Source organism: Nostoc sp. NMS9 (genome assembly GCF_017114995.1).
Taxonomy (GTDB): domain Bacteria; phylum Cyanobacteriota; class Cyanobacteriia; order Cyanobacteriales; family Nostocaceae; genus Nostoc.
The window spans coordinates 178899-192244 of record NZ_JABXKL010000039.1 but is presented as its reverse complement, the minus strand read 5'-3'; the positions used below and the strand labels follow the sequence as shown (position 1 = coordinate 192244).

13 protein-coding genes, 1 pseudogene and 1 riboswitch are annotated in these 13346 nt (G+C 41.4%); of the genes and pseudogenes, 7 read left to right on the top strand and 7 right to left on the bottom strand.

What is annotated here, in order from left to right; genetic code table 11:
- Window positions 1-60: 60 nt before the first annotated feature.
- From HWQ40_RS13545 to HWQ40_RS13535, 3 genes are all read left to right on the top strand, one after another.
- Window positions 61-1503 carry an ABC transporter substrate-binding protein gene (locus tag HWQ40_RS13545; RefSeq protein WP_292778501.1) on the top strand — a complete coding sequence of 481 codons (1443 nt, stop codon included), beginning with the start codon at window positions 61-63 and terminating at the stop codon, window positions 1501-1503.
- 50 nt (window positions 1504-1553) lie between these two features.
- Window positions 1554-2390, top strand: coding sequence for a nitrate ABC transporter ATP-binding protein (locus tag HWQ40_RS13540; protein ID WP_292778661.1), 837 nt, complete (start codon window positions 1554-1556; stop codon window positions 2388-2390).
- 16 nt (window positions 2391-2406) lie between these two features.
- Window positions 2407-2595, top strand: a riboswitch (cyclic di-AMP (ydaO/yuaA leader).
- A gap of 202 nt (window positions 2596-2797) precedes the next feature.
- On the top strand, window positions 2798-3418 hold the full coding sequence (locus HWQ40_RS13535) for a universal stress protein (protein ID WP_292778659.1): 621 nt from the start codon (window positions 2798-2800) through the stop codon (window positions 3416-3418).
- Window positions 3419-3638: 220 nt separating this feature from the next.
- On the opposite strand, the gene HWQ40_RS13530 is transcribed toward HWQ40_RS13535, so the two are convergent.
- The 3 genes and pseudogenes from HWQ40_RS13530 to HWQ40_RS13520 form a co-directional block, all read right to left on the bottom strand.
- The gene (locus HWQ40_RS13530; protein WP_292778499.1) at window positions 3639-3851 is read right to left on the bottom strand and encodes a high light inducible protein; all 213 of its coding nucleotides are present in this window, start codon (window positions 3849-3851) and stop codon (window positions 3639-3641) included.
- 41 nt (window positions 3852-3892) lie between these two features.
- Window positions 3893-4096 (bottom strand): high light inducible protein, encoded by a 204-nt coding sequence (locus tag HWQ40_RS13525; protein WP_292778497.1) that lies wholly within the window; start codon window positions 4094-4096, stop codon window positions 3893-3895.
- 44 nt (window positions 4097-4140) lie between these two features.
- Window positions 4141-4343 (bottom strand): annotated as a pseudogene (locus HWQ40_RS13520) (chlorophyll a/b-binding protein).
- A 477-nt stretch (window positions 4344-4820) separates the two neighbouring features.
- Between HWQ40_RS13520 and HWQ40_RS13515 the strand changes: the two are divergent.
- The 4 genes from HWQ40_RS13515 to HWQ40_RS13500 all read left to right on the top strand — a co-directional run bounded on the left by HWQ40_RS13515 (window position 4821) and on the right by HWQ40_RS13500 (window position 10211).
- Entirely contained in the window at window positions 4821-7934 is a 3114-nt protein-coding gene (locus tag HWQ40_RS13515; RefSeq protein WP_292778495.1) for an MFS transporter, read from the top strand.
- Between the two features lie 426 nt (window positions 7935-8360).
- Entirely contained in the window at window positions 8361-8633 is a 273-nt protein-coding gene (locus HWQ40_RS13510; RefSeq protein ID WP_292778493.1) for a hypothetical protein, read from the top strand.
- A 280-nt stretch (window positions 8634-8913) separates the two neighbouring features.
- Window positions 8914-9156, top strand: coding sequence for a hypothetical protein (locus HWQ40_RS13505; protein WP_292778491.1), 243 nt, complete (start codon window positions 8914-8916; stop codon window positions 9154-9156).
- 113 nt (window positions 9157-9269) lie between these two features.
- Entirely contained in the window at window positions 9270-10211 is a 942-nt protein-coding gene (locus HWQ40_RS13500; RefSeq protein WP_292778489.1) for a PHB depolymerase family esterase, read from the top strand.
- Window positions 10212-10223: 12 nt separating this feature from the next.
- Here HWQ40_RS13500 and HWQ40_RS13495 read toward each other — a convergent pair whose 3' ends face one another.
- The 4 genes from HWQ40_RS13495 to HWQ40_RS13480 all read right to left on the bottom strand — a co-directional run bounded on the left by HWQ40_RS13495 (window position 10224) and on the right by HWQ40_RS13480 (window position 13341).
- Window positions 10224-11054 (bottom strand): dienelactone hydrolase family protein, encoded by an 831-nt coding sequence (locus HWQ40_RS13495; RefSeq protein WP_292778658.1) that lies wholly within the window; start codon window positions 11052-11054, stop codon window positions 10224-10226.
- A gap of 515 nt (window positions 11055-11569) precedes the next feature.
- A complete protein-coding gene (locus tag HWQ40_RS13490; RefSeq protein ID WP_292778487.1) occupies window positions 11570-12091 on the bottom strand; it encodes a DUF29 family protein in 522 nt (173 codons plus the stop codon).
- A 3-nt stretch (window positions 12092-12094) separates the two neighbouring features.
- Window positions 12095-12613: a DUF29 family protein gene (locus HWQ40_RS13485; protein ID WP_292778485.1), complete on the bottom strand. Its 519-nt coding sequence runs from the start codon at window positions 12611-12613 to the stop codon at window positions 12095-12097.
- 104 nt (window positions 12614-12717) lie between these two features.
- Window positions 12718-13341 (bottom strand): methyltransferase domain-containing protein, encoded by a 624-nt coding sequence (locus HWQ40_RS13480; RefSeq protein WP_292778483.1) that lies wholly within the window; start codon window positions 13339-13341, stop codon window positions 12718-12720.
- Window positions 13342-13346: the final 5 nt, after the last annotated feature.

Genomic DNA, 13346 nt, shown 5'->3' with positions numbered 1-13346 from the left:
AAATGTAACGATACTCTGCACCTGGAGCGTGAGTAATTAATCACCAATGGAGCTACAAGAATGGGTGATCATAACTGGACTCGACGAGACTTTATCAAAGGAATAGGAGCAACTACAACAGGAATAGCGTTATCTTCCTGTGCGATTTCAGGAGATAGATCCGCTAAAGGACTAACTGAAGAAGCCTTAGCTGTACAACCAGTAGTTAGATCCCAAGACCTAGAAAAATCCGACCTTACCATTGGTTACGTTCCCGTTAATGATTGTGCGCCATTTGCGATCGCCTGGAAAAAAGGCTTCTTCCGCAAATATGGTTTGAACGTCACACTTAACCGCGAAGCCAGTTGGGCAACTTCCCGCGACGGTTTAATATTTGGTCGCCTGGATGCCTCACCCGTAGTATCCGGTGCAGTCACCAATGCCAGAATTGGTGCTGAAGGGGCACGCCACGCCCCTTTGTGTGCAGCCATGACCATTCACCGCCACGGTAACGCCATGACGATGAACAAAGCCATGTGGGATTTTGGGCTGCGTCCGTGGTATGAGTATCAAGAAAAATATGGTGATGGCGCTTTAGAAGCCTTTGGGCGCGATTTCCGAGGCTATTTTGACAAGCAGCCGCCAGAACGCAAAGTTTGGGCAGTTGTTCTGAGTTCCGCCATTTACGAATACTTTGTCCGCTATGTATCCGCCGCCGCTGGTGTCGATCCCCTCAAGGAGTTTCGGATCATCATCGTTCCGCCCCCCCAAATGGTAACAAACGTGCGGATTGGTGCTATGCAAGCTTATATGGTTGCAGAACCCTGGAATACACGAGCAATAACAGGTAACGAAAACATCGGCTTTACCTTCGCACAAGGCAAAGAAGTCTGGCTAGGACACCCAGATCGTTTATTGGGGGTAATGGAATCTTTCATTGACAAATATCCCAAAACCTATCGTTCCCTCGTCAAAGCGATGATTGAAGCTTGCCAGTATTGCAGCAAAGTAGAGAACCGCCAAGAAGTAGCCGAATTGATTACAGACCGTTCCTTTACAGGTGCTAGACCTAAAAAGAAAGATGCCCCAATCGCAAAATTTACAAGTCCGGGAATTCTCGGCAACTATAACTATGGCGGCTTTGACGGCAAAGACCGCACCATCAAAGCTGCTGACACCACGATTTTCTTCGATATTCCTGACAACCTTCCCAAACAGCCAGGAGAACACTCTACATTCTTATGGAGATCGAGAAGTATTTGGTTAATGACACAAGCAGCGCGGTGGGGACAAATTAAGGAATTCCCCAAAAATGCCGAGAAACTAGCAGAACTTGGCTGGAGAGCAGATTTATATCGGGAGATAGCATCTGACATGGGCATCAAGTGTCCCAAGGATGATTACAAGGTCGAACCACCAGAAGTATTTATAGATAAGAAAGGCTTCGACCCCAGCGATCCGGTGGGTTATCTGAATAGTTTTGCCATCAGGGCTAACGCTCCCACTCGTTTTTTCATGTCTTAAATCCCAAGTTTAAATTTTGATTGACTAAATTATTTGCGGAGCCTTTGATGATGGAATATACCTCATTGCCTATTAATACTCAGAACAAAGTTCTGCCCCGTCCTGGATTTTTAGAAATTGAAAATTTAGTCAAGTCTTATCCGACACCTGATAAAGATAACTTTGTCGTTTTAGATGGGGTTAATCTTACGATTGGTGAAGATGAATATATTTCTGTAATTGGTCACTCAGGTTGTGGGAAATCAACTCTAATAAAAATAGTAGCTGGTTTAGAAAAAGCAACTTCCGGCTCAGTCAGGCTAGATGGACAAGAAATTCGTCAGCCGGGAGCGGAAAGGATGATGGTATTTCAGAACTATTCGCTGTTACCTTGGTTAACAGTGCGAGAAAATATCCGTTTAGCCGTGGATGAAGTGTTAAAAAATGCTAATAGATCTGAAAAAATTAGCATTGTAAATCAACACTTGGCAATGGTAAACTTGACGGCGGCGGCTGACAAATATCCCGATGAAATTTCTGGAGGTATGAAACAACGAGTAGGTATTGCCAGAGCCTTAGCAATTCGTCCCAAAATGTTGCTGATGGATGAACCTTTTGGGGCATTAGATGCACTAACTCGTGGCAAATTAGAGCAGCAGGTATTGGATATTTGGGAAAATAATCGTCAAGCAGTGATGATGATTACCCATGATGTAGACGAAGCAATTTATATGTCCGATCGCATCGTCTTGATGACCAATGGCCCAGCTGCTAGTATCGGGGAGATTTTAGAAGTTCCTTTTGAGCGTCCACGCGATCGCGCCGCCATGCGAAACTCAAAAGAGTATTTTGAACTCCGCAACCACGCCCTAAATTTCCTCGATCGATATTTTGCTCAAGACGAGTAAATTAGATTATCATTTTTTTAGTGGGTAGCCTAATTCAAATTCATGAAAGCTGGATTTGGAACGGAGGAACCAATGTTTGGGGCTAATCTTGCAGAGAGCGGCAACTTAAGAGTAAAAAGTTTTAACTCACCACTCAGCACTCCTAAGAGAGAGACACCTTCCAGTCTTAGCCCGTCAGCTAACTCCGTAGGCAATGGAAGGAACCCCCAAGACTTTGGCTGTAATACAGTTATTATTGGGGTTTCCTTGACTGATTTAAAATTTGAAATTTTGGTTATCGTCACTCAATCTAAAATCCAAAATCGTTCGACTGAGCCTAGCCAAAGTCCAAAATTTAAAATTGGTCGCCCTGCTTCTCATTGCTAATTCATTTCATTAGGAGAAGTAAAGCTGTGCAAATTAAGCCAATGTTAGCACGTCTGCAAAGTGCCACAGGCCGAGACGATTTAATTGAACAAATGGTACTGCTGCCAGAACCAAACAAACCTTTTTCTAAAAAACCTCAGAAAGCAAAAGCAGTCAATCTAATTGTTGCATATAACGCATCTCCTAACAGTCATACAGCATTAGATATTGCATTTTGGATTTCCCATCAAACGCGTTTAGCCACTAATGCAGAAGTTACAGTTCAAGCCGTTTATGTGGTAGAAGATAATCAAAGCAGCCAGTATCCAAATATTTTAAGCTTTCCCCAACAACAGCCTTCATTGGAATGTCAAGTCAGTGAAGTATCAAAGTCTGTCACACAGGTATTAACTCAACCCAAATTACAGACAGTGATAACTCCCCTACAACAAGCAGATATAATTCTCTGGCAAGCCCGAAGTCTGGCTGAAGAATGGCAAGGTTCCTTCAAATCTCACCTGCGGTTTGGCTCCATTGCCACAGAACTTAACAAAGTTGTTAAATCAGAAGCTGCTGATATTCTATTTCTAGGTTGCAACTCTGTCAATCATCCGATGATTGAAGCTTTAGGTTTTAATTTTCCCTGTGCTGTTTTGGGTATTCCTAGTAGTATTGATGAATAATCGCTGTTGGAAACTTCAGTAATTTTTATCATAGAAAAGCCACCTCAAACTAGGTGGCTTTTTTCACTACTATACAACCAATTAAACTGTATTCTGGTGTAATAGTTGGTAAATCAGTAAAAGAGCAAGTTGTTCAATTTTTAGATCGGGTCATAGCAAGCACTTAAGTGCTTACTACGAACTATCTTAACCTGTCATAATGCTTGTAGCAGACTACCTACTAGTAGCCAATCAGATGTAAAACGTCGCGCAGGACGCTATAACCAGCTAAATCCCAAAGCAAATAGGCAAGAAATCCAATGGCTGCCAAGCGACCATTCCAAATTTCAGCTTGGGGAGTAAAACCAAACAAAAATGCATTACGGTCTACGCCGTTGTATTCGGGTGCAACAGGTGGTAAATCAGTAGAAGAACGAGTTTCTTTAATTGCCATTTTTTTCTCCAAAATCTAGTAGGTTTTTAAGTGTTTAGTTTCTAGTAGCCAATCAGATGTAAAACGTCGCGCAGGACGCTATAACCAGCTAAATCCCAAAGTAAATAGGCAAGAAAACCAATAGCTGCCAAGCGACCATTCCAAATTTCGGCTTGGGGAGTAAAACCAAACAGAAATTCATTGCGATCGCGGCCATTGTAAGCTTTAGCAGTAGATGATAAATCAGTAGATGGACGAGTTTCCATTGTTTTTTCCTTCCTAATCAAGTTGGTTTTTATTCTTTAATGCTTTAGTAATCAATCAAGCGCAAAACGTCACGCAGAACGCCATAGCAAACTAAATTCCAAACTAAATAGGCAAGAAAGGCAATCATTGCAAACGACCGTTCTAAATTTCGGCTTGAGGAGTCCAACCAAACACAAAATAATTGCGATCGCAATTATTGTATTCTGTTTAAATTCTTGGCAAATCTCTGAAAAAGCGAGTTGCCATTTTTTTGTCCTCAACAATTCGTTTGTTAACTTTAATGTAGCTATTAATAATTAGAATGTTTTCTGCCTGTAGACACAAACCACAAGCACTTCTTCTGGACGATTATCAGAAAGTATTCTTAGAAACAAATCCACCTGTAGAGGGTGATAAAAAATAGATATTTAAATAATTGGAGAATTAACTAGTATTTCAATAGAATCACTCCCTCTAAAATAAGCAATTAAAATTAAAAAATAGTGGTAATTATTTAATAGTGCTTGCCAATTTTATTAACATCTATACTGAAGGAGACTAAAATTTATATCTTACGCTGGATACAGGTTTCAGCCTTTGGAGAGATGCTTTAAACAGCTAAATTCTACGATTCTGAACTAAAGAGTTAGGTATTGCCATAGGTACACACATAATAAATACTAAGAGTTACTTCTCAAGAAAATCTTAATTCCCCCAAACTTAAACTTAGTAGAAGGAAATCCAATGTTCCAAAGTACGGAAATCATGGTGGGACTCTATAAACCACTATTATGGTTAGCACAGGTTCCAGGAGAACCCTCAAACGTCACGCCAGAACAAGCATCAGTTCTCATTTCCGGGCCGCGCTTTTTTGTGGCTTTAATCTCCGGCGTGATTCTTGCCTTTGCTTTCCAATTAGTTCTAACTAATCTCTCCCTTGCAGCCGGTATTTCCTACCTGGGGCACTCATCTGATTCGGATTCAGATAATGGGGAAGTTGGAAGTTTGGGTGGCAGCATTCGCAAAATCGGCACAGCAGTGGGGATTTGGACATTAGTCACTGTGACGGTCGCCTTATTAATCGCTTCTTATCTAGCAGTAAAATTGAGCCTTGTGATCTCAGACCGAGGATTGGGAGCGATTCTCGGCTTAGTGATCTGGGGTGCTTACTTTTTGCTCCTAGTTTGGGTAAGTTCCACCACCGTAGGCTCCTTAATTGGCTCAGTTGTTAATACGGCAACATCTGGGTTTCAGGCGATTATGGGGACTGCTACCGCCGCACTAGGCGCTAAAGCTGTGAATAGCCAAGTGGTAGCCACAGCTGAAGCCGCCGCCGCCGCTGTCCGTCGAGAACTAGGAAGCGCGATCGACCCCGTGAGTATCCGGGAAAACATTGAAGATTACTTAGAAAAGATCCGTCCTCCAGAACTCGATGTGTCAAAGATTCGGAGTGATTTTGAAAATTTACTCAATGATCCGCAATTAAAAGCGATCGCTGGGACTCCAGATATCCGCAACATCGACCGCCAAAAGTTTATCGAGTTAGTCAGCAGCCGCACCGATCTTTCTAAAAAAGACGTTAGCCGCATTGCTGATACCTTGTATAAAGTTTGGCAGCAAGTGGTAAGTCAGCAACCACCTACCGAAGACCGTTTGGGTGAGTTGATGGATTATCTGAAATCACTTCCACCAGGACAAAGCAAAACAGACGAACTCAATGCCAAGCTAGATCGGTTATTAGCAGAAAAGCGTGGTTCTAAAGAATCTGACCAAAAGGCAGCTACCGGGCCAATTCAAAGTACACTCCAGCAAGGACTATCTGCCTTAACCGGCATTGTTATGGGACGCACAGATTTGTCTGATTTGGATGTGGAAAAAATCTTAGGTAGTCTCACTAGCGCTAAAGATAAAGTCACCGAACAAGCAGATAAGTTAGGCTTGCCAACACCATCACAACCCTATAGTCCAATTCGGGCTGATGTTGAAAACTACCTGTACAATACTTATGCTTGGCAACTGAGTTCAGAAAGAATTGCCCAGGAATTTCATGATGTTATCTACGACCCAGCAGCTGACCCTGGAATCGTCCGCAGGGAACTAGAACGATTATCCCGTAATGATTTCGCCAAAATTTTGCAACAACGGGGATTACTTACCCAAGGTCAAATTCAGCGCATTGCAAATCAGCTAGAAACTGTCCGCCAAGAAGTGCTAATAACAGTGAGAGCTGTTGAAGAAAGAGATATCGTCCAAGACTTGCAACGCGCAGTAGAAAGTTATCTGCTCATTACTCCGAAGGCAGATTTGACACCTGAAGGCATTGAGCAGAATTTTAAACCACTGTTGGAAGACTCAGAGGCAGATTATGAAACCCTGACATTACGACTAGCGCACCTTGACCGCCAAGAAATTCGGCAGATATTGCTACAACGTAATGATGTCCAGTTATATGAAGTAGATAGCATTCTCGACGAGTTGGAAAAACAACGCGATCGCGTCTTGGTAGAATCCAAAGGACTGGCAGAACAGGCACAATATCAAGCTGAAACCCTGTGGCTGAATGTAGAATCATATCTGCGTAATACAGGAAAATCAGAACTGAATCCTGATGGTATCCGCGCCGACTTCAAAAAGCTACTAGAAGATCCTGAAGCTGGAATTAGCTCAATTCGGGCACGCTTGTCTCGCTTTGACCGCGATACCTTAGTGCAATTGTTGAGTCAGCGGGAAGATTTGAGTGAAGATCAAGTTAATCAAATCATCAATACTACTGAAGAGTCATGGTACAGTATTCGCCACACACCCCAAGCTGTAGTCGATAAAGCTAAAGAGCAATACGACTCTGTGACGACGACGATCGCAGATTATCTCCGGAATACTGGGAAACAAGAACTGAATCCAGAAGGAATTGGGCGAGATTTGACCAGATTGTTTGAAAACCCCAAAGAGGGAGGCGTCGCACTGCGCCGTCGCTTGTCGCAGGTAGACCGGGATACACTGGTGAAATTGCTCAGTCAACGCCAAGACTTAAGTGAAGAACAAGTCAATGAAATCATTGATTCTACCCAAAATTCGATTCGTAACTTTGTACGTGCGCCTCGTCGCCTAGCTAGCCGCACACAGCAAAGAGTAGAATCATTCAAAGGTTATTTAGAAGAGTATCTGCGCCAAACTGGCAAAGAAGAACTCAACCCAGAAGGTATCAAACGCGACTTGCAATTATTGTTGCACGATCCGCGAGTCGGGGTAGAAAGTTTTGGTGATCGCCTTTCCCAGTTTGACCGTTCTACGATCATCGCCCTGCTGAAAATTCGGGAAGATATTTCTGATCAAGAAGCAGCACAGATTGCCGATAATATGGTGTCGGTAAGGGATCAATTTGTCGAACAAGTGCGGAGCATTCAACGGGGCATTCAAGATGCAATTGATGGGGTTTTTGCCCGCATTCGGAATTATCTCAACTCCCTGGATCGCCCGGAACTTAACTATGATAGTATTAAGCGCGATATTCGCACAGTTTTTGACGATCCCCAGGCGGGTTTCGATGCCCTGCGCGATCGCCTGTCCTCCTTTGACCGTGATACCCTAGTGGCAATTATGAGTTCTCGTGAGGACATTTCCGAAGAAGATGCCAACCGGATCGTAGACCAAATTGAACGGGCACGCAACACAGTATTGCAACGTGCAGAACGCATACAGCATGAAGCCCAACGTCGTCTAGAACAGGTAAAGCATCAAGCACAGCGGCAAGCAGAAGAAACCCGCAAAGCCGCAGCTACAGCAGCGTGGTGGCTGTTTGCCACAGCATTCGTCTCCGCCATTTTCTCTGCATTAGGAGGAGCGTTCGCTGTCGTTTAACAAGTTGTCTCCGCTAACTTTTCAGCCTCCCGGTATGGGGGGCTTTTCTATGTTTTGTAGACTTACAATTAGGGAGTAGAACATCTTTGACAGGTTAAGGTCATCAACTATTTGTTAATAAGTAATAGTGCTTAAAAACTCTTTAACATCAAGGCTGCAAACACAATTTTTAAAGCTAACTATGCCTACGCCTGGTTACGCCTACACGTCATATTTAGCGGATTTCATGTAAATGTGCCTTTCAATATAGTCATATATGAATATCATTTACCACTCTCATCTCAGCAATTAGATAGTTGAAAATAGATTGGCTTTAATGTTTTAATGTTAATAAATATCTTGCAATCAAATTTCAGCCTGTTATCAATAAATAACCCTGTAATTTTTGCAAGTTAGTAATTCTTACCTAAGTAGCAATTTCAAACAATGGAAAATACATTAATTGATAAAACCTTCCGTGACAGCAATGGCAAAATTGTTCTGGGCGAAATGCCAAACCCACCACTTATTCTTTGGATAGTTGCTAGTTTACTAACTCTAATTTTTACAACTGGTAAAATCAATACATTATTAGACATTCTGGCAAATGGCGCCTTGTTTACTTGGGCTTGGCTGGAACTATTTCAAGGCGTTAATTATTTTCGCAGAGCGCTAGGTCTTGCTGTATTGATTGGTCTTATTGCATACCAACTTCAGTAATTATAAGTAGTTAAGTAACAAATAATACTGTAAAGAAGGAAGTTTCTAAACTTCCTTTTTTGTCCAAAGTTCAAAATGTGAATAAAGTCATACTGAAATTATGACTTTATTACACTGTGTTTTATTATTCAGCAATTTAAACTGAGAGCAATACAGCAAATCAATTAAGTCGTGTAACAAACAAAACTTACTGTAAAGTTAATGGGTAAGAATATCTGTTCACAAATTATTGATAAATGCTGTATAAAACTCAAGAAAATAAATTGATGGAGATTTGAATATGAAACGTATTCTATTAGGTACATTACTTGCTCTTCCATTTGCAATTTCCTCCTTGCCGTCACAAGCATCAGCAGCAGAAATTATTGTCAGACCCAATGTTCATAGAACTGCTATTGTGCATAAACCTGTTGTTGCCCGATTTCAACGAAAGTTAATTCCTGCACATTGGGAAACAGTACGACGTGGTAACAGGTGGGTTAAAGTTAGAGTTCCTGCTCGTTATGTAAATGTCAGAGTTTAATATCTAAATAGAGGCTAACAACTAAAGTTGTTAGCCTCTATTAGTTAAAATTTTGTTGCTGAATAAGAGTTAAAAGTAAATATAAGTAGCTGACATAAGTCAATTGAATCAACATGAATATATATCAAAATTCTCAGGTTTTTAAAAAACTTTTGATATTTATACTAGGAATTACTTTAGTAACAGCCTGTGATTCCATTCAGGCTGATGAAAAAAGTATAACTAAAGAAAAAATCCTGATTGGTGATAATTATGGAGAACTATACGATCAAGGAAAGTTACGTACTTACTATTTTTACACTCCAAAATCTTATAATTTAGACCGCCCGATGCCGTTAGTTTTAGTGTTTCATGGAGATGATGGTAATGGTCGGTCTATCAGTAATGTGACTCGCTTCAATGAATTAGCAGATCAAAAAGGATTTATTGTTGTTTATCCAGATGGAATTGACCAAAAATGGAGCCTTAGAGGTAACACTCAAGGAAAGATAGATGACGTTTTATTTGTTAGTGCTTTGATTAATCATCTTCAGCAGCAACTTAATATTGATAGTCATAAAGTTTATGCTACTGGTTTTTCTAGAGGTGGCATACTTACCCAAGCACTGGCTTGTAAGTTACCTGATAAAATTGCTGGTTTTGCATCAGTAGCTGGTTCGCTCCCAGCTAGACTAAAACCTAATTGCCAGCCTCAAACTTCCATCTCGATGTTAACGATCAACGGTACAAACGATCGCGACGTACTTTATGAAGGTGATGACCACACTCAACGAGGAGCGCTGGTTTCGATCTCAGACATGGTAGAGTTTTGGCGATCGCACGATCAATGTACCTTATCAAATCAATCTCCAAATTTTTCTGAAGATAAAGTGAAAACCGCTATCTACACAGGTTGTAGTGGCAACTCCGAAGTCTGGCAGCTAGCGGTAGTAAACGGTGGACATTTCTGGCCTGGTGGTTCTTCAACTGACGAGAGCCTAAACAAATTTAATGCCAAGCTGGGGCTGAACGCCAGTGAAACAATTTGGAACTTTTTTCAGCGTCACAGTTCATGACTACCTAATTTTTTAAACACCATTTTGCTTAAACCATGCCAAGAGGCGTTTCCAACCATCCTGAGCTTCTTTATCACGGTAGGAGGGGCGATAATCGGCAAAAAATGCGTGGGGTGCATTGGGATAGACGATAATTTCAGATTTGCTACTGCTGGACTTTAAGCGATCGCGCATCTGCTCTACTGTATCAAGAGAAATACCTGTATCCTTTCCACCATAGAGTCCGAGAATGGGGACTGTCAGTTTTGATGCAACATCGACGGGATACTTGGGCTGAAGTTCGGTAGCATCGCCCACGAGTCGCCCATACCAAGCTACACCAGCCTTCACTTGGGGATTATGTGCTGCATATAACCAAATAATACGACCGCCCCAACAGAAGCCTGTAATTCCCAACTTCTCGCCATTACCCTTAGCTGACTTCTTTGCCCAGTCTACTGTAGCATCAAGATCAGATAATACCTGGGTATCTGGCACTTTGGCGACAATTGGACGAATTTCGTCTATGTTGCTTAACTTCGAGACATCGCCTTGACGCACGAATAGTTCGGGTGCGATCGCTAAATATCCCAACCGAGCAAAGCGACGAGTGATATCCTGGATATGCTCGTGTACACCAAAAATTTCCTGGATTACCAGAACAATTGGGAAATTATCACCAGTAGCTGGTGCTGCTCTATAGGCAGGAATTTCGCCATCTTTGACGGGAATTTTCACCGCACCAGCTACCAACCCCTTGGCATCAGTAGTGATGACTCCGGCAGAAATGGGTTGTACTGCGAGGGCAAAACCTGTCGCCACTGTAGCTGTTGCAATAAATTTGCGGCGCGTTATTTCTTTCATCATCTCTACGTTGAATTACTAAGTTCCCTTATATTTAGGTTACTGTATAGTCAAATAGCGCGGAGGGGTAGGTGTACAAATTTCACAACCTAAAAAAAGTGCTTCTATCTCAACACCAGCAAGCGTTTCACCCCACTAATTGTCCAAATTCATCCGCGCAATCTCTCAAATGCTTACAATAATTGAGTTTCAGCCTTCAACCTTTCCCAACACTCTTCCCAAAGAAATTCTCTAATGCTAGAATTGCGCAACCGCACCTTGAAAACTAAATATAGCTTGCCTTTCAGGTTCCCGCAATTGCAATTCATCAAAATCTCTATTAGGGATTGAAACGTTGCTAGTTATGGAGGAGTGCTCCCCCTACGGTAAGCTCCGCTAACGCACGCGACCACTTAAGCAATAAAATCCCCTCCAGTTAGAAAATTCGGAGGGGCATATGTTAAATGAAACAATTGCGATCTATGCTATCATCGACGACCTACTCAAAGCGATTTGCCAAACAAATAGCGATCGCTTTATTTTTCCCGATTTATCCAATCTTCTCCACCAGCTAACTGACTAAGGTAATCATCCATAATCGCTGGTAATTCCTTTGGTGAATAAGTATATGTTAAAGCCAGGAAACTAGTAGCTGTAGTTATAATCTGGTTTTTATCTAACATCGCTGACAACTGAGAGCGAGTAAATTTACCATTTATCACTTCCTCACTCGCATCAGCGATCGCATCTTCAATAACTTCCTCTTCTATCAATTTATCCCAGTCATCTAAATTAATATAGTAAGATTTTTTATTATCTTTGATATTTAGCTTTTTAATTTCTCGGATTGAATTACGAATAGAATTTGCCCAGGAACCAGTTAAACGTTGTTCTACTTGGTTTTTAATTAAATGAATCAACAGAACGTTTAAATAAGCTTGGATATTCCGCATAATAGCTTGTTTGCTCATGCCTTCTAATTCATCTACAATTGCTAAGGCATCTGCATAACGTCCTTCCAAAATACTCTTTTTGAGGTCTATAAGTTCCTGGGTCATTTTTTATCGCCTACCTGCTTTCCAATCTTCTCCACCGGGTAGCTGAGTTAAATTTTCAGCCACAGTTGCGGGTAACTCCTTAGCTGAATAAGAATAAGTTAGCGCCAAAAACTTTAAAGCAGTATGAATAATCTGGTTTCTATCTACGATTTCAGTAAGTTGGAATTCATTGTACATTCCATTCAAAACTTCCACACTGGCATCACGCACTGCTACTTCTATTTCATCTTCAATATAAGTATCCCATTCGTTGAAATTGATATAAGAGGATTTTTTATTGTCTTTGAGATTAAGTTTTTTAATTTCTATAAGTGAGTTACGAATAGAAGCTGCCCATGAACCAGTTAATCGCTGCTCCAGTTGGTTTTTAATCAAATGAATCAGCAGAATCCTTAAATAAGCTTGAATATTCCGCAGAATAGCTTGTTTACTCATGCCCTCTAATTCATCAACAATTACCAAGGCATCTGCGTAACGTCCTTCCTGGATGCAAGTTCTGAGGTCTATTAATTCCTGTGTCATTTGTTATTAACCTCAAAATTTCATCATGCTAATTTCAATATAACAATTACCCATACTTTATTAATAGCAGAGTATCTTACCTGCCATTAATAAAGCAGTATTGTTCACTTCTTCGCCTGTATCACTTGCAAACTACCACCTGCATATAAAGTTGGCTCACCCACATCAAACCCAGCCTCAGTTAACAATCTAGGCAAATCAGTTTTCAACAATTCCCAAGCTGTTTCCGTCTCAAACAACAACAAAAACAGTGATACCCCAGGCCAAAATATCGGATTTGTCGGAGCGTGAAAATCCACCAGCGTAAACACCCCTCCCGGCTTTAGTACCCGATAAACTTCATTAATAATTTTTCGTAATTGCTGAGGCTGCATCTCGTGTAATGCAACGCTGGTATGCACCACATCAAACAAATTATCTGCAAATGGCATCTCCTCAGCAAAAGCTTCTATGTATGAAGCTTCTGGTACATTTAGCCGCGCCCGTTGCAAAGACTTGGGTGAAGCATCCAAACCTGTTACGTTTTGTGAAGTTTTTGCTAAAAACTCTGTCGTTTGGCCACTACCACAACATAAATCTAAAACCTGAGAATCTGAGTGAATTGTTAAGCCTTGCAAAGCAAGTTGCCGAAAACGGGCTTCACCACCTACACTTAAGGCTGCTAAACGAGAGATACCATCATATAACCACTGATAGCGGTAACTCCAATCTCTTAAAATTGTTGCCATTGCAT